Origin of the sequence: Klebsiella sp. R445 (genome assembly GCF_051131755.1) — a bacterium.
In the GTDB taxonomy this organism is placed as follows: Bacteria; Pseudomonadota; Gammaproteobacteria; order Enterobacterales; family Enterobacteriaceae; genus Klebsiella; species Klebsiella lignicola.
Genome location: NZ_CP180446.1, coordinates 3,110,389 through 3,134,115, shown reverse-complemented (window position 1 = coordinate 3,134,115; position 23,727 = coordinate 3,110,389). Strand labels below are relative to the sequence as shown.

The window sequence follows — 23,727 nt, the reverse complement described above, 5'->3', positions numbered from 1 at the left end:
TAAAACGGCAAAACGCTGGTTTTTTGCCACGTTACGCAGCGTTTTGGTGAAAAAAAAGACGGTTGAAAAGTTTTTTTAAAACAGGGCTTGTCAACGTCTCAGAACTCCCTATAATGCGCCTCCACTGACACGGAACAACGGCACGCAAGCCGCCGGGTCAGCAGGGTTTCTCCGGAAATTCTGACAGAGAAAAGCGAAAACAAATGCTTGACTCTGAATGAGGAAAACGTATTATACGGGACCTCGCAACGGTGAGCGAAAGCCGCGTTGCACTGCTCTTTAACAATTTATCAGACAATCTGTGTGGGCACTCAAAGTGACATGGATTCTTAACGTCCTCGGACGAAAAATGAATACCAAGTCTCTGAGTGAACATACGTAATTCATTACGAAGTTTAATTCACGAGCATCAAACTTAAATTGAAGAGTTTGATCATGGCTCAGATTGAACGCTGGCGGCAGGCCTAACACATGCAAGTCGGGCGGTAGCACAGAGAGCTTGCTCTCGGGTGACGAGCGGCGGACGGGTGAGTAATGTCTGGGAAACTGCCTGATGGAGGGGGATAACTACTGGAAACGGTAGCTAATACCGCATAACGTCGCAAGACCAAAGTGGGGGACCTTCGGGCCTCATGCCATCAGATGTGCCCAGATGGGATTAGCTAGTAGGTGGGGTAATGGCTCACCTAGGCGACGATCCCTAGCTGGTCTGAGAGGATGACCAGCCACACTGGAACTGAGACACGGTCCAGACTCCTACGGGAGGCAGCAGTGGGGAATATTGCACAATGGGCGCAAGCCTGATGCAGCCATGCCGCGTGTATGAAGAAGGCCTTCGGGTTGTAAAGTACTTTCAGCGAGGAGGAAGGCATTAAGGTTAATAACCTTAGTGATTGACGTTACTCGCAGAAGAAGCACCGGCTAACTCCGTGCCAGCAGCCGCGGTAATACGGAGGGTGCAAGCGTTAATCGGAATTACTGGGCGTAAAGCGCACGCAGGCGGTCTGTTAAGTCAGATGTGAAATCCCCGGGCTCAACCTGGGAACTGCATTTGAAACTGGCAGGCTTGAGTCTTGTAGAGGGGGGTAGAATTCCAGGTGTAGCGGTGAAATGCGTAGAGATCTGGAGGAATACCGGTGGCGAAGGCGGCCCCCTGGACAAAGACTGACGCTCAGGTGCGAAAGCGTGGGGAGCAAACAGGATTAGATACCCTGGTAGTCCACGCTGTAAACGATGTCGACTTGGAGGTTGTTCCCTTGAGGAGTGGCTTCCGGAGCTAACGCGTTAAGTCGACCGCCTGGGGAGTACGGCCGCAAGGTTAAAACTCAAATGAATTGACGGGGGCCCGCACAAGCGGTGGAGCATGTGGTTTAATTCGATGCAACGCGAAGAACCTTACCTACTCTTGACATCCATGGAATTTAGCAGAGATGCTTTAGTGCCTTCGGGAACCGTGAGACAGGTGCTGCATGGCTGTCGTCAGCTCGTGTTGTGAAATGTTGGGTTAAGTCCCGCAACGAGCGCAACCCTTATCCTTTGTTGCCAGCGATTCGGTCGGGAACTCAAAGGAGACTGCCAGTGATAAACTGGAGGAAGGTGGGGATGACGTCAAGTCATCATGGCCCTTACGAGTAGGGCTACACACGTGCTACAATGGCATATACAAAGAGAAGCGACCTCGCGAGAGCAAGCGGACCTCATAAAGTATGTCGTAGTCCGGATTGGAGTCTGCAACTCGACTCCATGAAGTCGGAATCGCTAGTAATCGTAGATCAGAATGCTACGGTGAATACGTTCCCGGGCCTTGTACACACCGCCCGTCACACCATGGGAGTGGGTTGCAAAAGAAGTAGGTAGCTTAACCTTCGGGAGGGCGCTTACCACTTTGTGATTCATGACTGGGGTGAAGTCGTAACAAGGTAACCGTAGGGGAACCTGCGGTTGGATCACCTCCTTACCTGAAAGAACCTGCCTTTGTAGTGTCCACACAGATTGTCTGATGAAAAGTAAATAGCAAGGCGTCTTGCGATTGAGACTTCAGTGTCCCCTTCGTCTAGAGGCCCAGGACACCGCCCTTTCACGGCGGTAACAGGGGTTCGAATCCCCTAGGGGACGCCACTTGCTGGTTTGTGAGTGAAAGTCGCCGACCTCAATATCTCAAAACTGGTTCTCCGGAATCACGTTTGAGATATTTGCTCTTTAAAAATCTGGATCAAGCTGAAAATTGAAACGACACACTGTTTCCTTTCTCCGTAATAAGAAAGGAAAAGCGGTGTGTTCGAGTCTCTCAAATTTTCGCAATGCGAACTGTTTTACGAAACAGCTTCGGGTTGTGAGGTTAAGCGACTAAGCGTACACGGTGGATGCCCTGGCAGTCAGAGGCGATGAAGGACGTGCTAATCTGCGATAAGCGTCGGTAAGGTGATATGAACCGTTATAACCGGCGATTTCCGAATGGGGAAACCCAGTGTGTTTCGACACACTATCGTTAAGTGAATACATAGCTTAACGAAGCGAACCGGGGGAACTGAAACATCTAAGTACCCCGAGGAAAAGAAATCAACCGAGATTCCCCCAGTAGCGGCGAGCGAACGGGGAGGAGCCCAGAGTCTGAATCAGCGCGTGTGTTAGTGGAACGGTCTGGAAAGTCCGGCGGTACAGGGTGATAGCCCCGTACACTAAAATGCACACGTTGTGAACTCGAAGAGTAGGGCGGGACACGTGGTATCCTGTCTGAATATGGGGGACCATCCTCCAAGGCTAAATACTCCTGACTGACCGATAGTGAACCAGTACCGTGAGGGAAAGGCGAAAAGAACCCCGGCGAGGGGAGTGAAAAAGAACCTGAAACCGTGTACGTACAAGCAGTGGGAGCCTGATTTGTCAGGTGACTGCGTACCTTTTGTATAATGGGTCAGCGACTTATATTCTGTAGCAAGGTTAACCGTATAGGGGAGCCGCAGGGAAACCGAGTCTTAACTGGGCGTTAAGTTGCAGGGTATAGACCCGAAACCCGGTGATCTAGCCATGGGCAGGTTGAAGGTTGGGTAACACTAACTGGAGGACCGAACCGACTAATGTTGAAAAATTAGCGGATGACTTGTGGCTGGGGGTGAAAGGCCAATCAAACCGGGAGATAGCTGGTTCTCCCCGAAAGCTATTTAGGTAGCGCCTCGTGAACTCATCTTCGGGGGTAGAGCACTGTTTCGGCTAGGGGGTCATCCCGACTTACCAACCCGATGCAAACTACGAATACCGAAGAATGTTATCACGGGAGACACACGGCGGGTGCTAACGTCCGTCGTGAAGAGGGAAACAACCCAGACCGCCAGCTAAGGTCCCAAAGTCATGGTTAAGTGGGAAACGATGTGGGAAGGCACAGACAGCCAGGATGTTGGCTTAGAAGCAGCCATCATTTAAAGAAAGCGTAATAGCTCACTGGTCGAGTCGGCCTGCGCGGAAGATGTAACGGGGCTAAACCATGCACCGAAGCTGCGGCAGCGACACTATGTGTTGTTGGGTAGGGGAGCGTTCTGTAAGCCGTTGAAGGTGGCCTGTGAGGGTTGCTGGAGGTATCAGAAGTGCGAATGCTGACATAAGTAACGATAAAGCGGGTGAAAAGCCCGCTCGCCGGAAGACCAAGGGTTCCTGTCCAACGTTAATCGGGGCAGGGTGAGTCGACCCCTAAGGCGAGGCCGAAAGGCGTAGTCGATGGGAAACAGGTTAATATTCCTGTACTCGGTGTTACTGCGAAGGGGGGACGGAGAAGGCTATGTTAGCCGGGCGACGGTTGTCCCGGTTTAAGCATGTAGGCGGGAAGTTTAGGTAAATCCGGACTTCTGTTAACGCTGAGGTGTGATGACGAGGCACTACGGTGCTGAAGTAACAAATGCCCTGCTTCCAGGAAAAGCCTCTAAGCATCAGGTAACATCAAATCGTACCCCAAACCGACACAGGTGGTCAGGTAGAGAATACCAAGGCGCTTGAGAGAACTCGGGTGAAGGAACTAGGCAAAATGGTGCCGTAACTTCGGGAGAAGGCACGCTGATGGTAAGTGAAGTGACTTGCTCATGGAGCTGAAATCAGTCGAAGATACCAGCTGGCTGCAACTGTTTATTAAAAACACAGCACTGTGCAAACACGAAAGTGGACGTATACGGTGTGACGCCTGCCCGGTGCCGGAAGGTTAATTGATGGGGTTATCCGCAAGGAGAAGCTCTTGATCGAAGCCCCGGTAAACGGCGGCCGTAACTATAACGGTCCTAAGGTAGCGAAATTCCTTGTCGGGTAAGTTCCGACCTGCACGAATGGCGTAATGATGGCCAGGCTGTCTCCACCCGAGACTCAGTGAAATTGAACTCGCTGTGAAGATGCAGTGTACCCGCGGCAAGACGGAAAGACCCCGTGAACCTTTACTATAGCTTGACACTGAACATTGAGCCTTGATGTGTAGGATAGGTGGGAGGCTTTGAAGCGTGGACGCCAGTCTGCGTGGAGCCAACCTTGAAATACCACCCTTTAATGTTTGATGTTCTAACGTAGACCCGTAATCCGGGTTGCGGACAGTGTCTGGTGGGTAGTTTGACTGGGGCGGTCTCCTCCCAAAGAGTAACGGAGGAGCACGAAGGTTAGCTAATCCTGGTCGGACATCAGGAGGTTAGTGCAATGGCATAAGCTAGCTTGACTGCGAGCGTGACGGCGCGAGCAGGTGCGAAAGCAGGTCATAGTGATCCGGTGGTTCTGAATGGAAGGGCCATCGCTCAACGGATAAAAGGTACTCCGGGGATAACAGGCTGATACCGCCCAAGAGTTCATATCGACGGCGGTGTTTGGCACCTCGATGTCGGCTCATCACATCCTGGGGCTGAAGTAGGTCCCAAGGGTACGGCTGTTCGCCGTTTAAAGTGGTACGCGAGCTGGGTTTAGAACGTCGTGAGACAGTTCGGTCCCTATCTGCCGTGGGCGCTGGAGAATTGAGGGGGGCTGCTCCTAGTACGAGAGGACCGGAGTGGACGCATCACTGGTGTTCGGGTTGTCATGCCAATGGCATTGCCCGGTAGCTAAATGCGGAAAAGATAAGTGCTGAAAGCATCTAAGCACGAAACTTGCCCCGAGATGAGTTCTCCCTGACTCCTTGAGAGTCCTGAAGGAACGTTGAAGACTACGACGTTGATAGGTCGGGTGTGTAAGCGTAGCGATACGTTGAGCTAACCGATACTAATGAACCGTGAGGCTTAACCTTACAACGCCAAAGCTGTTTTGGTGAACAGAGAGAAGATTTTCAGCCTGATACAGATTAGTTGGGGTGCTTTTGGCATCCTGATAACAGAATTTGCCTGGCGGCAATAGCGCGGTGGTCCCACCTGACCCCATGCCGAACTCAGAAGTGAAACGCCGTAGCGCCGATGGTAGTGTGGGGTCTCCCCATGTGAGAGTAGGGAACTGCCAGGCATCAAATAAAGCAAAGGGCTCAGTCGAAAGACTGGGCCTTTTGTTTTTGTCTGCGATTTAGCCGGGAAAGGTATTTCCGGGCTATCAGACAGCTCAGAAGCCCATCCTGACGGATGGGCTTTTTGCGTTTATGCCAGCCACCGCTGAATAAATGCCACGATCTGCGGAATATCGTTCAAATCTAATTGCGGAAGCGTAGTCTCAATCTGCGTATCACTGGCTATCGCAATGACATGTTCATCCACAACAAGATCGGCTGCATCATGTCCGCTGTTTTGCCGAAAAAGCAGGATCTTCGCTACCGGTTCATGCTTAAACCCTTCTACCAGCACCACATCCAGTGTCGATGCATCCATCCTGCTGACCAGCCAGTGTAAATCCAGTTCTGGTTGATCCGGGGTTTCGGTCATCAGCGCCCAACGTTCTGAGCTGGCCACAATCGTTTGAGCAGCCCCCGCTTTACGTAGCTCGTAGCTGTCCTTACCCGGTTTATCGACATCCATATTGTGATGGGTATGCTTAATTAAACCCGGCCGCAGGCCTTCTGCGCACAATGCAGGGATCAGCTTCTTTAATAGCGTGGTTTTACCCGTACCGCTCCAGGCGGAAATGGCGAGAACCGGGATCATGATGGCTCCTGCATGTTCTGCAGATCGGTAAGCGTATTCACGTTAATAAACGCCGATCTGACATCGCTAAAATCAACGTGGTGCCCGCCGCTCTGGCGCATAAACATCATCACCCGTCGCTCGCCAGCGGTAAGATACGCGGCAAGTTCGCCAATCAGGCGGCGATGCATCAGGGCTATCGCAGGATGATCGCGTTCTCCATCATGCACCCAGACGACCGGAGCGGTACCTTTGTGCTGTATAAAGCGCTCGACCAAAAATGAAGGTATAAACGGCGTATCGCAAGGACAAAAGAGATACCATTCGCTATCCGTCTGCTGCATCACGGAGAGCATCCCGGCCAGCGGGCCAGGGAAGCCGGAGAGATTGTCTGTATAAACCGGGTACCCGCTTGCGTGCCAGCGATCGAGATGACGGTTGGCGCTGATGGCCAGGTTTGTCACCTGAGAGGAAAGCGCTTCTGCAACATGGCGCCATAGTGGTTTGCCGTTGAGCAACTGTAAGCCCTTATCCGCCCCCTCCATGCGCGTGGCTCTTCCGCCCGCTAACACCACGCCGGTTATGACCTCGCCTTGCATATCAATATCGCCTCTTTCTTTGTGGGATTGACCCTGTTAACGTGTCCTCATCAAGAGTAAGGAGCATGACCATGAAATGTAAACGCCTGAATGAAGTAATTGAACTCCTCCAGCCAGCCTGGCAGAAAGAACCGGAACTGAACCTGATGCAATTCTTGCAGAAACTGGCGAAAGAAGCCGGTTATGACGGCGAACTGACCGATCTTTCCGACGATATTCTGATATATCATCTGAAAATGCGTGATTCGGCAAAAGAGGCGGTGATCCCTGGTATCCAGAAAGATTATGAAGAGGATTTCAAAACGGCCTTACTGCGCGCACGTGGCGTGATTAAAGAGTAAAAGGTTGTAAGTGCTGCCACGAAACGACTGATGAGATGATATCCTGAACTATTCGTACGATTATCGGATGTCAGGATGCACGATAAGGCTTTCAATTTTCAGACGCTTAACCCGGATACCATCATCGATGGCCTGTTCGATCTGGGGATGCGGGTGGACTCCGGGCTCACCCCGCTTAACAGCTATGAAAACCGCGTTTACCAGTTTCAGGACGAAGACCGCCATCGCTATGTGGTGAAGTTCTATCGTCCTGAACGTTGGTCTGCCGCACAGATCATCGAAGAGCACCAGTTTACCCTCCAGCTTAAGCAGGATGATGTCCCCGTCGCTGCGCCCCTACTGTTTAACGACAATACGCTTCATCAACACCAGGGCTTCTACTTTGCGGTATTCCCAAGCTTAGGCGGGCGCCAGTTTGAGTCAGATAACCTTGATCAAATGGAGTCTGTCGGCCGCTATCTGGGGCGCTTGCACCAGACCGGCCGCAAGCAGAAATTTGTCGCGCGTCCGGAAATCGGCGTGGATGAGTATTTACTTGCTCCGCGCGAGGTATTTGAACGCTCAACGCTGATCCCCGCAGGCCTGAAGCAGAGTTTTCTTCATGCTGCCGACAAGCTGATTGCGGCAGTAATGGCACACTGGCACGGCAATGCGGATGTCCTGCGCCTGCACGGCGATTGCCATGCCGGCAACATCCTCTGGCGCGATGGTCCACTGTTTGTCGATTTAGACGATGCCCGCAACGGTCCGGCAATTCAGGATCTCTGGATGCTGCTCAATGGTGATAAAGCCGAGCAGAGAATGCAGCTGGAGATGATCATCGAAGCCTATGAAGAATTCAGTCCATTTAATTCGGACGAAATTGCCCTTATCGAACCTTTACGTGCCATGCGGTTAGTCTATTATCTGGCATGGTTACTCAGGCGGTGGGACGATCCTGCTTTCCCTATTAATTTCCCATGGCTAACCGGGGAAGATTACTGGCGCGGGCAGACTGCAACTTTTCTTGAGCAGGTGAAGGTTCTGCAAGAACCCCCTCTTCAGTTAACGCCGATGTATTAATTTGATATTTTCAGGAGAAACGTAAGCATGAAAAAAATTTGGCTGGCGCTGGCTGGTATGATTCTGGCTTTCAGCGCATCCGCTGCCCAGATCGCCGACGGTAAGCAATACATCACCCTTGATAAGCCCGTAGCCGGTGAGCCTCAGGTGCTCGAATTCTTCTCGTTCTACTGCCCGCACTGCTATCAGTTTGAAGAAGTGCTGCACGTCTCTGACAACGTGAAGAAAAAGCTGCCGGAAGGCGTCAAAATGACCAAATATCACGTTGAGTTCCTCGGACCGTTGGGTAAAGACTTAACTCAGGCGTGGGCTGTGGCGATGGCGCTGGGCGTTGAAGATCAAATTACCGTGCCGATGTTCGAAGCAGTACAGAAAACTCAGACCGTGCAGACCGTTGCCGATATTCGTAAAGTCTTCGTTGATGCTGGTGTGAAAGGTGAAGACTACGATGCGGCATGGAACAGCTTCGTGGTGAAATCCCTGGTTGCTCAGCAGGAAAAAGCGGCTGCCGACCTGCAGCTGCAGGGTGTGCCGGCGATGTACGTCAACGGTAAATACCAGCTGAACCCGCAGGGGATGGATACCAGCAATATGGATGCCTTTGTTGCCCAATATGCTGATACCGTTAAGCAACTGGTTGAGAAGAAGTAATAAAATAACGCCGGTCAATGACCGGCGTTTTTGTTTTCAACCTTAACGAACGTTTCTGTCTTTTTGCTGCATGATTTCCGTCAGCTGCCGATCTTTCTCTTCCCACAGCACATTCAACCAACGCTGAAAACGACGTTTGAAGTTCTTGTCATTCACATAGTCACCGTGCAGTTCCTCTGCCACGGGAATCAAATTAACGCGCACGACTATCCGCGTCAGCCGGCCGCTCAGCATGTCGTAAAACGGTCTCTTGCTGTTTTCCGGGTAGCATAATGTGACGTTTAGCAACTTATCGAACTGAGAGCCGAGCACGTTCAGCGCCATCGCGATGCCTGCGGCCTTTGGCGGCAATAAGTTGCGGTAAGGCGAGCGGGTCTGATGCTGCTTCTCTTCGGTAAAACGCGATCCCTCGACAAAATTCACGATGGTCGTCGGGTGTGACCGGAATTTCTCGCAGGAGCGGCGGGTCGTTTCAACATCCTTACCGCGACGCTCCGGATGGCGGATCAAATAGCCGCGTGAGTACCGCCGCATATAGGGCATATCCAGCGCCCAGCAGGCCAACCCGATAAAAGGCACCCAGGCCAGCTGTTGCTTCAGAAAGTATTTATTCATTGGAATGTGTTTGCGAAACAACACGCAAAGCACCACGATATCCGCCCAGCTATGATGATTGCTGATAAGCAGATACCAGTTTTTCTTGTTCAGCCCTTCAAGGCCCTGTACATCCCACTTCAGCCAGGGGTTGAGGTAAAGCAGCAGCGCTAACCCTTCACACCAGCAGTACATCATGAAATTACAAAAATGGGATACCGCACGCCATACCACGGGAAGAGGTATAAGAAGTTTAATCAGCCCGGCGATGATTATCGGTACGGAACAGATAATGGTGACTAAGATAGTAAGGGCGATACTCAGCGGAAGCGTTATCGCAGCGAGTAATCTCGACATAGTTAGTTTATTCAGAAAGTTAGGCTGATAAAGAGCACCATTAAATGATGCAAGAGGCTGATTTTACCAGAAAACGCGGCAAATGACGGGTCTTACCAGAACAGAAAAAAAGGCGGATCTTATATCCACATGGAACATTGAGTCATCAGAATGATATTAAGCGCAAAGGGCAATTAGTAATGCATTGATAAATAAGTGATATTTATATTTTTCGCTATTTTTGTTCAGGCTGGATAGCTATCCTTATAAAACTATGCACAAAGTTATCCACAGATATCATCGGCGCACGATCGACCGGATCAACGAATCTTTTCGGTGAAATGCGGGAATAATTCAGGTTTTCAGGCCTGTCTGTGGCATCCTTTACCGATAATCTGATAAACAGGCACGGAAATTATGGTTCAGATCCCAGAAAACCCTCTCATCCTCGTCGACGGCTCCTCTTATCTCTACCGGGCATATCACGCTTTCCCGCCGCTGACCAACAGCGCCGGAGAGCCGACCGGCGCCATGTATGGCGTGCTCAATATGCTGCGAAGCCTGATCCTGCAGTATCAGCCGAGCCATGCGGTGGTGGTCTTTGATGCTAAAGGCAAAACCTTCCGTGATGAACTGTTTGAGGATTACAAATCCCACCGTCCGCCGATGCCGGACGATCTGCGGGCGCAGATCGAACCGTTGCATACCATGGTAAAAGCGATGGGACTGCCTTTGATGGCGGTGCCTGGCGTTGAAGCTGACGATGTGATCGGGACGCTGGCGCGTGAAGCGGAAAAAGTGGGCCGCCCGGTGCTGATCAGCACCGGTGATAAAGATATGGCGCAGCTGGTGACGCCGGGGATCACCCTGATTAACACCATGACCAATACGATCCTTGGTCCGGATGAAGTGGTGGCCAAGTATGGCGTTCCCCCTGAGCTGATTATCGACTTCCTGGCGCTGATGGGCGACTCCTCGGATAACATTCCGGGCGTTCCGGGGGTGGGCGAGAAAACGGCACAGGCATTGCTGCAGGGTCTGGGCGGGCTGGATACGCTGTACGCTGAGCCAGATAAAATTGCCGGGCTGACCTTCCGCGGCGCCAAAACCATGGCGGCGAAGCTGGAACAAAACAAAGAGCTGGCTTATCTCTCGTATAAGCTGGCCACCATTAAAACCGACGTTGCGCTGGATCTGGGCTGTGAAGAGCTGCACGTGCTGCCGCCGGCTGCGGACGAGCTGCTGGCGCTGTTCAAAAAATATGAATTTAAGCGCTGGATCACCGATGTTGAATCCGGTAAATGGATGGCGACCAAGGGCGTGAAATCCTCGGCGAAACCAGCAGACGCTGAGTCGGCTGCCGTGGCCGAAGAAGAGGGTGAGGTTGCATCAACCCTGTCCGCAGACAACTACGTCACCATCCTGGATGAACAGACGCTGACCGAGTGGATCGCCAGGCTGAAGAAAGCCCCGCTGTTTGCGTTTGATACGGAAACGGACAGCCTGGATAACATCTCTGCCAATATGGTTGGCTTGTCATTTGCTATTGAACCGGGCCTGGCGGCCTATGTACCGGTAGCCCACGACTATCTGGATGCGCCGGATCAGATCCCCCGCGGGCGCGTGCTGGAACTGCTGAAACCGCTGCTGGAAGATGAAAAACTGCAGAAGGTCGGGCAAAACCTGAAATATGACCGCGGGATTCTGGCGAACTATGACATAGAGCTGCGCGGTATCGCGTTTGACACCATGCTGGAGTCCTACATCCTTGATAGCGTGGCCGGTCGCCATGATATGGACAGCCTCGCCGATCGCTGGCTGAAGCACAAAACCATTACCTTTGAAGAGATTGCGGGTAAAGGTAAAAATCAGCTGACCTTCAACCAGATTGCACTGGAAGAAGCGGGGCGCTACGCGGCGGAAGATGCCGACGTGACCTTGCAGCTGCACCTGAAGATGTGGCCGAAACTGCAGCAGCATGAAGGGCCGCTGAACATCTTTAAACAGATTGAGATGCCGCTGGTCCCGGTGCTGTCCCGCGTGGAGCGTAACGGCGTTAAAATCGATCCGGCGGTCCTGCACGCCCATTCGCAGGAGATCGGCAAACGTCTGATCGAGCTGGAACAAAAAGCCTACGAGATCGCCGGTGAAGAGTTCAACCTCTCTTCTCCTAAGCAGCTGCAAACCATCTTGTTTGAAAAACAAGGTATTAAGCCGCTGAAGAAAACCCCGGGCGGCGCACCTTCGACGTCGGAAGAGGTGCTGGAAGAGCTGGCGCTGGATTACCCGCTGCCGAAAGTTATTCTGGAATACCGTGGGCTGGCGAAGCTGAAGTCGACCTATACCGACAAGCTGCCGCTGATGATTAACCCGAAGACCGGGCGTGTGCATACCTCTTATCACCAGGCGGTGACCGCCACCGGGCGTTTATCTTCCACCGATCCTAACCTGCAGAACATTCCGGTACGTAACGAGGAAGGGCGCCGTATCCGTCAGGCGTTTATTGCGCCGTCTGATTACCTCATTGTCTCTGCCGACTACTCGCAAATCGAGCTGCGCATTATGGCGCATCTGTCGCGCGATCAAGGCCTGCTGACGGCGTTTGCTGAAGGAAAAGATATCCACCGGGCGACGGCGGCAGAAGTATTTGGCCTGCCGCTCGACAGCGTGAGCAGCGAGCAGCGTCGTAGCGCCAAGGCGATTAACTTCGGTTTGATCTACGGCATGAGCGCATTCGGCCTCGCCCGCCAGCTCAACATCCCGCGTAAAGAGGCTCAAAAGTACATGGACCTCTACTTCGAGCGTTATCCGGGCGTGCTGGATTATATGGAGCGCACCCGCGCTCAGGCGAAAGATCAGGGTTATGTTGAGACCCTGGATGGCCGCCGTCTTTACCTTCCGGACATCAAATCCAGCAATGGCGCCCGCCGGGCCGGAGCGGAACGTGCGGCGATCAATGCCCCGATGCAGGGAACGGCTGCCGATATCATTAAGCGCGCCATGATCGCTGTCGATGAGTGGCTGCTGACCGAGCAACCGCGCGTGCGGATGATCATGCAGGTCCACGATGAATTAGTTTTTGAAGTGCATAAAGACGATCTTGATGTAGTGGCGAAAAAGGTCCATGAACTGATGGAAAACTGCACCACGCTGGCGGTACCGCTGCTGGTGGAAGTGGGAAGCGGTGAAAACTGGGATCAAGCGCACTAAGTATTCAGCGGATAAGGTGATTTTCTGTAAGTAAGCAACATAACTTATCGTATTTTGTGATGATCATTTGAATTTGCTATGTAAAGAGTGAAAAAAAACTACAAAAAGTGCTTTCTCCCTCATCGAAAGAAGAGTAGAGTTAATGACGTAGGGTACAGAGGTAAGATGTTCTATCTTTCAGACCTTTTACTTCACGTAATCGGATTTGGCTGAATATTTTAGCCGCCCCGGTCATTTATGACCGGGGCGTTTTTTATTGCGCGAAAGAAAATTTCGGGCGCGTTACCCGGGCGGGAAATGCAGCCCGGATAAGGTGTCAGACACCGCTATCCGGGGAAAGGCAGGGATTACTCGCCGTCTTCGATCGCTTCCTGCGGTGGGATGTCGTTAAACCAGCTATCGAGCTTCTGCCGCAGTTTATCTACGCCTGATTTCTTCAGCGAAGAGAATGGTTCCACCTGCACGTCACCGTTAAAGGCGAGAACCGCTTCACGCACCATATTCACCTGAGCTTTACGTGCACCGCTGGCGAGCTTATCGGCTTTTGTCAGCAGTACCAGCACCTGAATATCGCTTTCCACTGCCCATTCAATCATTTGCTGATCGAGATCCTTCAGCGGATGACGGATGTCCATCAGCACCACCAGACCTTTCAGGCACAGACGCTTCTCCAGGTATTCACCCAGCGCGCGCTGCCATTTGATCTTCATCTCTTCCGGTACCTGCGCGTAGCCGTACCCCGGAAGGTCGACCAGGCGTTTACCCTCGGCAACTTCAAACAGGTTGATAAGCTGTGTGCGGCCAGGCGTCTTGGAAGTACGCGCCAGGCTTTTCTGGTTAGTGAGCGTATTCAGTGCGCTGGATTTGCCGGCATTTGAGCGACCAGCAAAGGCAACTTCGATACCGGTATCAGATGGAAGATGGCGGATATCGGGTGCGCTGGTGACAAAATGCGTTTGTTGATAGTTCCAGTTGGTCAAGACTGTCGTCTCCGTTAAATAAGGCTATGGTGGGGATTATACCTGAACAGCAGAAAAAGACCGTTTTTACCGCATCTCTCTGATGTCAGTAAAACCATGCTCTTTGTGAGACATTGCCCATTCTGTATAGGGGTTATTGATGAAGATTTTGCGTGGGGTCATAACAAAAGCTTTCAGAATCATGTTGTTGTAAAAGGGTATAAATCTGAAATAGTCGTTTTTTCATCACCAGTGGTTGTAGGATTTGCCTGAGACGGTAAAGTAGCAGGCAAGGGCGAGGAAGCCGACAGGACATGCACTCAGGATGAGTTGTCAGGAGCGCCAGGAGGCGAAGACCAGGGATTACCGTCAGGATGACAAACGTCTGGAGACGTTTTGATAAGGAAAGGGATGTAACAAGGACTGTTATTAGCTAAAGGAAAGACAGGGTGTGTCGTTAGCTAACAAGGAAAGTGGAAACCCGTTAAGGGTTGTCAGTGAGGAAAAAGGCGACAGTGTAATCTGTCGCCTTTTTTCTTTGCTTGCTTTCTGCTAGATTCCGCCTCAATTCTATACTGAAGAAAACGAATCTGAAGATTACTGATATGAAAAAACCGACATCTGCACCCCGTGGCAAAACGCAGCGCAAGACCCGTGAAGAAATGAACCAGGAATCCCGCGACCGCAAGCGCCAGAAAAAACATCGTGGCCACGTCGCAGGGAGTCGCGCAACCGGCGGCGATACCGCCTCATCTGGCAAAAAACAGGGCCAACAGCAAGATCCACGTATTGGAAGTAAAAAACCGATTCCGCTGGGCGTCACTGAAAGTACCCCGGCTACTAAGCAGCACAAACCGAAGAGCGAGAAACCTATGCTTTCACCGCAGGCTGAGCTGGATTTGCTGGAAAACGATGAGCGCCTGGACGCGCTGCTGGAACGTCTGGAAGAGGGTGGTTCCCTGAATGCTGAAGAGCAGACCTGGGTTGATGCCAAACTCGATCGTATTGATGAGCTGATGCAACAGCTTGGTCTGTCCTACGACGATGACGAAGATGAAGAAGAAGAAGAGCGTCAGGAAGATATGATGCGCTTGCTGAAGGGTGGAAACTAACGTTTGCACTCAGTCGGATTCCCGGTCCTGCTTATAACCCTTCTGGTTATATGTTATCTGCTGTGGTTATTCGCTAAACTACGACGGTTGTCGCGGCGTCAGAAATGGCTGCGCAACCGGCTCATTACCCGAGATATGGTTGGGCCGGGGCGGCGTACCCGTCGGCGGCACCATCGGAAGGAGTGAGCATGTCTGAGCAGTTAATCGACTGGGATCTGGCCCTGATCCAGAAATATAACTATTCCGGGCCGCGTTATACCTCGTATCCCACCGCACTGGAGTTTTCTCCTGAATTTGGCGCGGCTGAATTTGGCGAGGCGGTGGCTCGTTATCCGCAGCGCCCGCTTTCGCTGTATGTACATATCCCGTTTTGCCACAAGCTGTGCTATTTCTGCGGCTGCAATAAAATTGTGACCCGCCAGCAGCATAAAGCCGACCAGTATCTCGATGTCCTGGAGCAGGAGATTATTCATCGTGCACCGCTTTTTAGCGGGCGTCTGGTGAACCAGCTGCACTGGGGCGGTGGTACCCCTACTTATCTGAATAAAGCGCAAATCAGCCGTCTGATGCACCTGCTGCGCAGCCATTTTAATTTTAACGCCGATGCGGAGATCTCGATTGAAGTCGATCCGCGCGAAATTGAACTGGATGTCCTGGATCATCTCCGATCTGAAGGATTCAATCGCCTGAGCATGGGGGTGCAGGACTTTAACAAAGAGGTTCAGCGTCTGGTCAATCGTGAGCAGGATGAAGCCTTTATTTTTTCCTTGCTCAACCATGCTCGTGAGATTGGCTTTACGTCGACCAATATCGACCTGATTTACGGCCTGCCAAAACAGACGCCGGAGAGCTTCGCCTTTACGCTGCAAAAAGTGGCCGAGCTTAACCCCGATCGCCTGAGCGTCTTTAACTATGCGCATCTGCCGACGCTGTTCGCCGCTCAACGTAAAATCAAAGATGCCGACCTGCCTTCCGCGGAGCAGAAGCTGGATATCCTGCAGGAGACTATCGTGTCGCTCACCGCGGCCGGTTATCAGTTTATCGGGATGGATCACTTCGCGCGTCCGGATGATGAGCTGGCGGTGGCCCAGCGTGAAGGTGTATTGCACCGCAACTTCCAGGGCTACACGACCCAGGGGGATTCGGACCTGCTGGGGCTGGGGGTATCGGCGATCAGCATGATTGGCGACGCCTACGCGCAGAACCAGAAAGAGCTGAAGCTCTATTATCAGCAGGTTGATGAACGCGGAGATGCACTCTGGCGCGGCATTGCCCTGACCCGCGATGACGGTATTCGTCGTGATGTCATCAAAGCGTTGATCTGCCAGTTCAGCCTCGATTATTCAGCGATAGAAGCCCGCTGGGATTTCGATTTTCAGCACTATTTCGCCGAAGATCTTGCCCTGCTGGCGCCGTTGGCAAAAGACGGGCTGGTGGATGTCAGCGAGAAGGGGATTCAGGTGACGCCGAAAGGCCGCTTGCTGATTCGCAACATTTGCATGTGCTTTGATGTCTATCTGCGCCAGAAAGCGCGGATGCAGCAGTTCTCCCGGGTGATTTAAACGCGGCCCCGGCAGACGTGGTGTCTGCCGGGGCCGATGGTCTTTATTCCATGCCCAACTCTTTCAGCTTGCGTGTCAGAGTATTCCGTCCCCATCCCAGCAGACGAGCGGCTTCCTGCTTGTGCCCTTGAGTGTGGCGTAGCGCGGTGGTCAGCAGCGTACGCTCCATTTCCGGCTGTGCTTCTGAAAGCAGGTTTTGATGACCGGAACGCAGCGCGCGATCGGCCCATTGCCCTAACAGCGTTGCCCAGCTATCCGGCTGCATATGGGTCGGGCTATCCGGAATCGACGTCTCAAACAGCTCGCTGGGGAGATCCTGAGTCAGCACTTCCTGACCCGCGGCCATGACCGTCAGCCAACGGCAGGTGTTCTCCAGCTGCCGCACGTTGCCGGGCCAGGCCAGACGAGTCAGCGCGGTTTCCGTTTCCGGATGCAGCTGTTTGGCTTCGACGCCCAGCTCCCGGGCGGCAATTTGCAGGAAATGCCGAGCCAGCCGTGGAATATCCTCGCGACGCTCGCGCAGCGGCGGGAGATGCACGCGAATCACGTTCAGGCGGTGGAACAGGTCCTCACGGAACTTTCCCTCCTGTACGCGCTGCTCAAGGTTCTGGTGGGTGGCGGCAATAATGCGCACATCCACTTTCACCGGCGCATAGCCACCAACGCGATAGAACTGACCATCGGCCAGAACACGCAACAGGCGCGTCTGCACATCCAGCGGCATGTCGCCGATTTCATCAAGGAAAAGCGTCCCGCCATCGGCCTGCTCAAAACGCCCCTGACGCACGGTGTTGGCGCCGGTAAAGGCCCCTTTCTCGTGACCAAAGAGTTCGGATTCGATCAGGTCTTTTGGAATCGCCGCCATGTTCAGCGCGATAAACGGTGCTTTTGAGCGCGGGCTGTGACGATGCAACGCATGCGCAACCAGCTCTTTACCGGTCCCGGACTCGCCGTTGATCAACACGCTGATTGAGGAGCGCGACAGACGCCCGATGATGCGGAAGACGTCCTGCATCGCCGGCGCTTCACCGATGATATCGGCCGTCGGGCTGGTGATCGTAATATTGCGCGGCTGCTGCTGCTCCTGATAGTGGCTGATCGCCCGGTCAACCAGCGCGACCGCTTCATCAATATCAAACGGCTTTGGCAGGTAATCAAAGGCGCCTTGCTGATAGGCGCTGACCGCCGCGTCGAGATCCGAATGAGCGGTCATTATGATGACCGGGAGCATCGGGTGACGCTGTTTAATTTGCTTCAGGAGCGCCAGACCGTCCATTCCCGGCATCCGGATATCAGATAACAGGACATCCGGCGTTTTGGTGGTGAGGGCATCAAGCACCTCATTGCCACTTTCAAATGTTGTACAGCTTAAGCCTGCTCCGGTTAGCGCGCGTTCAAGCACCCAACGGATGGAGCTATCGTCATCAACGATCCAGGCTATCCCTCGTTGCATAAACACCTCTATTTCCGAATCGGCAGGTATACCGAGAATTCGGTATGTCCCGGCCAGCTGGTAAATTCAATTTTTCCGGAGTGCTGATCGATAAGACTGCGGGCAATGGAGAGCCCCAGACCGGTACCGCCTTCGCGCCCGCTGACCATCGGATAAAACAGCGTATCCTGCAGCTGGGGCGGGATACCCGGACCGTTATCTTCGACATCAATACGCGCAGTAAGGCGGTAACGTACACCGTGCAGGGTCAGCTGGAAGGCGGTACGGGTACGTAAGGTAATCTCACCCCCTTCTGGCCCCAGAGCCTGCAGCGCGTTGCGCACGATATTCAGCAGTACCTGTTCAATTTGGTCGGGGTCGTGCGGCAGTTCCGGCAGGCTAGGGTCGTAATCACGGATAAGTTTGACGTTATCCGGCAGCTCCATGGAAACCAGCTTCACGACCCGCTCAGCGACCTTGTGGATGCTTTCAGTAACATGCATCCCCGGGTGTTGCGGCCCCAACAGACGATCGACCAGATTTCTTAAGCGGTCGGCCTGTTCAATGATCACGTTGGTGTATTCCATCAGCGCCGGGTCAGGCAATGCTTTACTCAGCAATTGCGCGGCACCTCGCAGGCCACCTAACGGATTTTTAATCTCATGTGCCAGCCCGCGAACCAAATCCCGCGCGGCGATTTGCTGTGCGTGCTGCAGCTGCTCCTGGCTCAGGCGACGCTGATTATCCATTGGCGCCATCTCCAGCAGGATAAAGCCATCAGGCAGGCGTTGTGCCGTCAGAGACAGGATATGGGAGCGGCTATCGATAACCAGCGTGACTTCGTTATCGGTAAACCCCTGGCCGGCGAGCAGGCTTTCCTGCATCAGGCCAATATTCAGGGAAAAATAGCTCAACAGTTCCGGGAGTGGCGTGCCGAAGAGCTTACGAGAACTTTGCGCCAGAAGCTGCTGTGCTGCCGGGTTCGCGTAATGCACCGCCAGGTCGTTATCGACCAATAAAATACTGTTGATTAAAGAGTTAAGGATCTGCCCAGCATCGGGCTGAGTGCCTGTTGCCATCTGACAGTCTCCTGAAATGAGTGCACTGTTATAGTGCAGTATAGCTTTTTATGGATAAAAAGCGCATGAGATCAGCATGTTGGTGGAGAAAAAAGCCCATCCTGAGATGGGCTGAAAGTTTCCACGGCAACAAAATACCCTTGATATGCCACGCCACAACATGGCATACCCAGGATTTACAGCAAAATTAGACGCTGTAGTACAGCTCGAACTCAACCGGGTGCGGAGTCATACGTACACGGTCGTTCTCTTCAATACGCAGAGCGATGTAAGCATCGATCGCGTCGTTGGTGAATACACCGCCAGCAGTCAGGAACTCACGGTCCGCGTCCAGCGCGTTCAGTGCTTCTTCCAGAGAGCCTGCAACCTGTGGGATCTCTTTCGCTTCTTCCGGCGGCAGATCGTACAGGTTTTTGTCCATGGCTTCGCCCGGATGGATTTTGTTCTTGATACCGTCAAGACCAGCCATCAGCAGTGCTGCGAAGCACAGGTACGGGTTAGCAGCCGGATCCGGGAAGCGCACTTCAATGCGGCGTGCTTTCGGAGAAGTTACTACCGGAATACGGATAGAGGCAGAACGGTTACGGGCAGAGTAAGCCAGCATAACCGGTGCTTCATAACCCGGGACCAGACGCTTGTAGGAGTTGGTGGTCGGGTTTGCCAGGGCGTTGATCGCTTTAGCGTGTTTGATAACACCGCCGATGTAGAACAGCGCTTGCTCAGACAGACCAGCATATTTGTCGCCAGAGAACAGGTTTACGCCGTTCTTGGACAGAGACATGTGGCAGTGCATACCGGAACCGTTATCGCCAAACATCGGTTTTGGCATGAAGGTTGCGGTTTTACCGAAGCGGTGAGCAACGTTGTGTACCACATATTTGTAAATCTGAATTTCGTCCGCTTTTTTGGTCATGGTGTTGAAGCGGGTAGCGATTTCGTTCTGACCTGCGGTCGCCACTTCGTGGTGGTGAGCTTCAACAACCAGGCCCATTTCTTCCATGATCATACACATGGTAGAACGGATATCCTGAGAGGAGTCTACCGGCGGAACCGGGAAGTAACCGCCTTTCACGCCAGGACGGTGACCTTTGTTACCACCTTCGTATTTGGTGGAAGAGTTCCATGCGCCTTCGATATCATCGATAGCAACGTGGGAACCGGAGATGGACGCGCCGAAACGGATGTCGTCAAACAGGAAGAACTCTGGTTCTGGCCCGAACAGTACGGTGTCCGCCAGACCGGTAGAGCGCAGATACTCTTCCGCACGTTTGGCGATGGAGCGCGGGTCACGGTCATAGCCCTGCAGGGTGCCTGGTTCCAGGATGTCGCAGCGGATGATCAGAGTCGGTTCTTCATAGAACGGGTCGATCAGCGCAGTGGTCGCATCCGGCATCAGAACCATGTCTGATTCGTTAATACCTTTCCAGCCACCAATCGAGGAGCCATCAAACATTTTGCCTTCTTCGAAGAATTCGGCATTCACCTGATGAGAAGGAATTGTGACGTGCTGTTCTTTACCTTTGGTATCGGTGAAGCGCAGATCGACAAACTTCACTTCATGCTCGTTCAGCATCGTCAAAACGTGTTCAGCGGACATACTTAAACTCTCCCGGATTGGTCATTGTCGTCGTGGTAACGAAAACTTTTTTGCTACGTAAAGTGGCGTTGTTGCCTTAAAAAATATAAAGCGAAATCTGTGCCAACTTTTAAATTGCCCCCAAAAGGCGTTATCATGCACTCCATCGTGCAAAAGGGCTGCACCATTATGAATGCATTGCACTAATATAGTGCAATTGTGTGAACATTGGGCACCAATTTGGTGCAAATCACCTATAAAAACCCTTTTAACGCGTCGTGAAAGCGATCACAAAGAAACTCTGCAATACTTGTTTGTGGAGGATGTTTGTGATCCTGTTTTGTACTGCGATTAATCCGTGTACAATAACGCGCTATTTCTAAATGCCTGAGGCAAAGTTGTGATCGAAAATTTGCGTAATATCGCCATCATCGCGCACGTTGACCATGGTAAAACTACCCTGGTTGATAAGCTGCTGCAGCAATCCGGTACGTTTGATGCTCGTGCCGAAACTCAAGAGCGAGTGATGGACTCCAACGATTTGGAGAAAGAGCGTGGGATTACCATCCTCGCTAAAAACACCGCTATCAAATGGAACGACTATCGTATCAACATCGTTGATACCCCAGGGCACGCCGACTTCGGAGGTGAAGTTGAACGTGTCATGTCCATGGTTGATTCCGTGCTGCTGGTCGTTGACGCAATGGATGGCCCGATGCCGCAGACGCGCTTCGTAACCAAGAAGGCATTTGCTCATGGTCTGAAGCCAATCGTGGTCATCAACAAGGTTGACCGTCCGGGCGCACGCCCTGACTGGGTCGTCGATCAGGTATTTGACCTGTTCGTTAACCTTGATGCGACTGATGAGCAGCTGGACTTCCCGATCGTTTACGCTTCTGCGCTGAACGGTATCGCGGGTCTGGATCACGAAGATATGGCTGACGATATGACTCCGCTGTATCAGACCATCGTCGATCGTGTAGCGGCACCAAACGTAGACCTGGACGGCCCGCTGCAGATGCAAATCTCCCAGCTGGACTACAACAACTACGTTGGCGTCATCGGCATCGGCCGCATCAAACGCGGTAAAGTGAAGCCGAACCAGCAGGTCACTATCGTTGATAGCGAAGGCAAAACCCGTAACGGTAAAGTCGGTAAAGTACTGACTCACCTGGGTCTGGAACGTATCGAGAGTGATGTTGCTGAAGCTGGCGATATCATTGCGATCACCGGTCTGGGCGAGCTGAACATCTCTGACACCATCTGCGATCCGCAGAATGTTGAAGCGCTGCCGGCGCTGTCAGTCGATGAGCCGACCGTTTCCATGTTCTTCTGCGTTAACACCTCTCCGTTCTGTGGCAAAGAAGGTAAGTACGTTACCTCTCGTCAGATTCTTGACCGCCTGAACAAAGAGCTGGTGCACAACGTGGCACTGCGTGTTGAAGAAACTCCGGATGCTGACGCATTCCGCGTTTCTGGTCGTGGCGAGCTGCACCTGTCTGTTCTGATCGAAAACATGCGTCGTGAAGGTTTCGAAATGGCGGTTTCCCGTCCGAAAGTTATCTTCCGCGAAATCGACGGCCGTAAACAAGAGCCGTTCGAAAACGTAACGCTGGACGTTGAAGAGCAGCATCAGGGTTCTGTCATGCAGGCTCTGGGTGAGCGTAAAGGCGACCTGAAAAACATGAATCCAGATGGCAAAGGCCGCGTACGTCTCGACTACGTGATCCCAAGCCGTGGCCTGATCGGCTTCCGTTCTGAGTTCATGACCATGACCTCCGGTACTGGTCTGCTGTACTCCACCTTCAGCCACTACGATGATGTTCGTGCGGGTGATGTTGGCCAGCGTCAGAACGGCGTTCTGATCTCCAACGGTCAGGGTAAAGCAGTTGCCTTCGCACTGTTCAGCCTGCAGGACCGCGGTAAGCTGTTCCTGGGTCACGGTGCGGAAGTATATGAAGGCCAGATCATCGGTATTCACAGCCGTTCTAACGACCTGACAGTAAACTGTCTGACCGGTAAGAAACTGACCAACATGCGTGCGTCAGGTACTGATGAAGCGACTACGCTGGTTCCGGCGCAGAAAATGACCCTGGAGCAGGCTCTGGAGTTCATCGATGACGACGAACTGGTAGAAGTGACGCCGACCTCTGTACGTATCCGTAAGCGTCATCTGACCGAGAACGATCGTAAACGCGCGATGCGCGGTCCGAAAGAAGACTAATTTACGCTTCTTGTCGACGCCAGAACCCCGCCATAACGGCGGGGTTTTTTTTGCCCTGAAGTTCAGCAATCCCCCGTCACCACTCACATCAACGGACAATCGCTCCTTTAGCGAGGAGAGGCCGGTCACATTTATCCCCAAAGAATAATGTAGATATTGCTATTTTTTTGCGCGTAAGAGTAAGATTCATCATCTGGTTTAAACCAAATGGACTAAACAATAACGATGAATCAATCAACCGTCGAAAATGCGAAAGAAAAATTAGACCACTGGTTGAGGGAAGGGATCACAGCACCGGGCGGTAAACTTCCTTCTGAAAGAGAGCTCGGGGAACTGCTGGGCATTAAGCGTATGACCCTGCGCCAGGCGCTCTTAAACCTGGAAGCGGAATCGCGGATTTTCCGTAAAGACCGCAAGGGATGGTTTGTTACCCAGCCGCGTTTTAACTACAGCCCGGAGCTATCGGCCAGCTTCCAGCGTGCGGCGCTGGAACAGGGCAGGGAGCCTTCCTGGGGGTTTATCGACAAAAGTCGCACCGCCAGCTATCCCGATGCCGCACGGCCGCTTCTCGCAACAACTCCGTCGGATGAGCTGTATCTCATTACCGGGTGGGGTGCCCTGGAAGGACATAAAGTGTTTTATCATGAGACGTTTATTAACCCCAATGTCGCCCCCGGGTTTATTGAACAACTCGATAATCAGTCTTTCTCCTCGGTCTGGAAAAATGAGTACCAAAAGGACGTCGTAACGAAAAAACTGGTGTTTAAACCGGTCAGAATGTCTGGTGATATTGGTAAATTTATTGGCGGCTCCTCGGGCATGCCTGCCATTCTTATTGAGAAACACCGGGCTGACAGTAATGGCAATATCATTCAGATCGATATTGAATATTGGCGGTTTGAGGCAGTCGACCTCTTTATTAACTTGTAGG

16 protein-coding genes, 1 tRNA gene and 3 rRNA genes are annotated in these 23,727 nt (G+C 52.5%); 13 read left to right on the top strand and 7 right to left on the bottom strand.

Annotated features, from left to right (window positions below; genetic code table 11):
* Positions 1–417: 417 nt before the first annotated feature.
* The 4 genes from ACMYSN_RS14645 to rrf all read left to right on the top strand — a co-directional run bounded on the left by ACMYSN_RS14645 (position 418) and on the right by rrf (position 5,451).
* Positions 418–1,957 (top strand): 16S ribosomal RNA (locus ACMYSN_RS14645).
* 85 nt (positions 1,958–2,042) lie between these two features.
* Positions 2,043–2,118: transfer RNA gene (locus tag ACMYSN_RS14640), tRNA-Glu, on the top strand.
* 218 nt (positions 2,119–2,336) lie between these two features.
* Positions 2,337–5,242, top strand: a 23S ribosomal RNA gene (locus ACMYSN_RS14635).
* Positions 5,243–5,335: 93 nt separating this feature from the next.
* Positions 5,336–5,451, top strand: a 5S ribosomal RNA gene (gene rrf, locus ACMYSN_RS14630).
* Together the 16S, 23S and 5S rRNA genes with 1 tRNA gene alongside form the textbook arrangement of a ribosomal RNA operon.
* Before the next feature lie 128 nt (positions 5,452–5,579).
* On the opposite strand, the gene mobB is transcribed toward rrf, so the two are convergent.
* Positions 5,580–6,080: a molybdopterin-guanine dinucleotide biosynthesis protein MobB gene (gene mobB / locus ACMYSN_RS14625; RefSeq protein ID WP_462495301.1), complete on the bottom strand. Its 501-nt coding sequence runs from the start codon at positions 6,078–6,080 to the stop codon at positions 5,580–5,582.
* The gene (mobA, locus tag ACMYSN_RS14620; protein ID WP_462495300.1) at positions 6,077–6,658 is read right to left on the bottom strand and encodes a molybdenum cofactor guanylyltransferase; all 582 of its coding nucleotides are present in this window, start codon (positions 6,656–6,658) and stop codon (positions 6,077–6,079) included. The genes mobB and mobA overlap by 4 nt, the downstream gene beginning before the upstream one ends.
* Before the next feature lie 71 nt (positions 6,659–6,729).
* Here mobA and ACMYSN_RS14615 point away from each other — a divergent pair, with 71 nt between their 5' ends.
* The 3 genes from ACMYSN_RS14615 to dsbA all read left to right on the top strand — a co-directional run bounded on the left by ACMYSN_RS14615 (position 6,730) and on the right by dsbA (position 8,712).
* A complete protein-coding gene (locus tag ACMYSN_RS14615) occupies positions 6,730–6,999 on the top strand; it encodes a YihD family protein (protein WP_132731766.1) in 270 nt (89 codons plus the stop codon).
* A gap of 75 nt (positions 7,000–7,074) precedes the next feature.
* Positions 7,075–8,061 carry a stress response kinase A gene (locus tag ACMYSN_RS14610; RefSeq protein WP_462495299.1) on the top strand — a complete coding sequence of 329 codons (987 nt, stop codon included), beginning with the start codon at positions 7,075–7,077 and terminating at the stop codon, positions 8,059–8,061.
* Positions 8,062–8,088: 27 nt separating this feature from the next.
* On the top strand, positions 8,089–8,712 hold the full coding sequence (gene dsbA, locus ACMYSN_RS14605; protein WP_462495298.1) for a thiol:disulfide interchange protein DsbA: 624 nt from the start codon (positions 8,089–8,091) through the stop codon (positions 8,710–8,712).
* A 42-nt stretch (positions 8,713–8,754) separates the two neighbouring features.
* Here dsbA and ACMYSN_RS14600 read toward each other — a convergent pair whose 3' ends face one another.
* Complete coding sequence (locus ACMYSN_RS14600) at positions 8,755–9,663, bottom strand: acyltransferase (RefSeq protein ID WP_123758062.1); 909 nt, start codon at positions 9,661–9,663, stop codon at positions 8,755–8,757.
* A gap of 396 nt (positions 9,664–10,059) precedes the next feature.
* Between ACMYSN_RS14600 and polA the strand changes: the two genes are divergently transcribed.
* Together polA and spfP are read left to right on the top strand one after the other, a co-directional pair.
* Positions 10,060–12,852, top strand: a complete 2,793-nt coding sequence (polA, locus tag ACMYSN_RS14595; RefSeq protein WP_462495297.1) for a DNA polymerase I — start codon at positions 10,060–10,062, stop codon at positions 12,850–12,852.
* A 165-nt stretch (positions 12,853–13,017) separates the two neighbouring features.
* Positions 13,018–13,065 (top strand): small protein SpfP, encoded by a 48-nt coding sequence (gene spfP, locus ACMYSN_RS14590; protein WP_071892919.1) that lies wholly within the window; start codon positions 13,018–13,020, stop codon positions 13,063–13,065.
* A gap of 134 nt (positions 13,066–13,199) precedes the next feature.
* Here spfP and yihA read toward each other — a convergent pair whose 3' ends face one another.
* Positions 13,200–13,832 carry a GTP-binding protein gene (gene yihA / locus ACMYSN_RS14585; RefSeq protein WP_462495296.1) on the bottom strand — a complete coding sequence of 211 codons (633 nt, stop codon included), beginning with the start codon at positions 13,830–13,832 and terminating at the stop codon, positions 13,200–13,202.
* 584 nt (positions 13,833–14,416) lie between these two features.
* Between yihA and yihI the strand changes: the two genes are divergently transcribed.
* Both yihI and hemN read left to right on the top strand, forming a co-directional pair.
* Complete coding sequence (yihI, locus tag ACMYSN_RS14580) at positions 14,417–14,923, top strand: GTPase-activating protein (RefSeq protein WP_462495295.1); 507 nt, start codon at positions 14,417–14,419, stop codon at positions 14,921–14,923.
* A gap of 188 nt (positions 14,924–15,111) precedes the next feature.
* Positions 15,112–16,485, top strand: coding sequence for an oxygen-independent coproporphyrinogen III oxidase (gene hemN, locus ACMYSN_RS14575; protein ID WP_462495294.1), 1,374 nt, complete (start codon positions 15,112–15,114; stop codon positions 16,483–16,485).
* 43 nt (positions 16,486–16,528) lie between these two features.
* Here the strand turns inward: hemN and glnG are convergent, their stop codons facing one another.
* The 3 genes from glnG to glnA form a co-directional block, all read right to left on the bottom strand.
* Positions 16,529–17,938, bottom strand: coding sequence for a nitrogen regulation protein NR(I) (gene glnG, locus ACMYSN_RS14570; RefSeq protein ID WP_123758056.1), 1,410 nt, complete (start codon positions 17,936–17,938; stop codon positions 16,529–16,531).
* 8 nt (positions 17,939–17,946) lie between these two features.
* Positions 17,947–18,996 carry a nitrogen regulation protein NR(II) gene (glnL, locus tag ACMYSN_RS14565; RefSeq protein WP_123758055.1) on the bottom strand — a complete coding sequence of 350 codons (1,050 nt, stop codon included), beginning with the start codon at positions 18,994–18,996 and terminating at the stop codon, positions 17,947–17,949.
* 187 nt (positions 18,997–19,183) lie between these two features.
* Positions 19,184–20,593 carry a glutamate--ammonia ligase gene (gene glnA, locus ACMYSN_RS14560; protein ID WP_123710481.1) on the bottom strand — a complete coding sequence of 470 codons (1,410 nt, stop codon included), beginning with the start codon at positions 20,591–20,593 and terminating at the stop codon, positions 19,184–19,186.
* Between the two features lie 379 nt (positions 20,594–20,972).
* Between glnA and typA the strand changes: the two genes are divergently transcribed.
* Entirely contained in the window at positions 20,973–22,796 is a 1,824-nt protein-coding gene (gene typA, locus ACMYSN_RS14555) for a GTP-binding protein TypA/BipA (RefSeq protein WP_462495293.1), read from the top strand.
* Between the two features lie 219 nt (positions 22,797–23,015).
* Positions 23,016–23,726: a GntR family transcriptional regulator gene (locus ACMYSN_RS14550; protein WP_462498259.1), complete on the top strand. Its 711-nt coding sequence runs from the start codon at positions 23,016–23,018 to the stop codon at positions 23,724–23,726.
* Position 23,727: the final 1 nt, after the last annotated feature.

Coding starts and splice junctions, on each gene's coding strand:
- ACMYSN_RS14615 (WP_132731766.1), top strand. CDS start 6,730: ATGAAATGTAAACGCCTGAATGAAGTAATTGAACTCCTCCAGCCAGCC.
- glnA (WP_123710481.1), bottom strand. CDS start 20,593: ATGTCCGCTGAACACGTTTTGACGATGCTGAACGAGCATGAAGTGAAG.
- mobB (WP_462495301.1), bottom strand. CDS start 6,080: ATGATCCCGGTTCTCGCCATTTCCGCCTGGAGCGGTACGGGTAAAACC.
- ACMYSN_RS14610 (WP_462495299.1), top strand. CDS start 7,075: ATGCACGATAAGGCTTTCAATTTTCAGACGCTTAACCCGGATACCATC.
- glnL (WP_123758055.1), bottom strand. CDS start 18,996: ATGGCAACAGGCACTCAGCCCGATGCTGGGCAGATCCTTAACTCTTTA.
- hemN (WP_462495294.1), top strand. CDS start 15,112: ATGTCTGAGCAGTTAATCGACTGGGATCTGGCCCTGATCCAGAAATAT.
- glnG (WP_123758056.1), bottom strand. CDS start 17,938: ATGCAACGAGGGATAGCCTGGATCGTTGATGACGATAGCTCCATCCGT.
- ACMYSN_RS14600 (WP_123758062.1), bottom strand. CDS start 9,663: ATGTCGAGATTACTCGCTGCGATAACGCTTCCGCTGAGTATCGCCCTT.
- mobA (WP_462495300.1), bottom strand. CDS start 6,658: ATGCAAGGCGAGGTCATAACCGGCGTGGTGTTAGCGGGCGGAAGAGCC.
- yihI (WP_462495295.1), top strand. CDS start 14,417: ATGAAAAAACCGACATCTGCACCCCGTGGCAAAACGCAGCGCAAGACC.
- polA (WP_462495297.1), top strand. CDS start 10,060: ATGGTTCAGATCCCAGAAAACCCTCTCATCCTCGTCGACGGCTCCTCT.
- dsbA (WP_462495298.1), top strand. CDS start 8,089: ATGAAAAAAATTTGGCTGGCGCTGGCTGGTATGATTCTGGCTTTCAGC.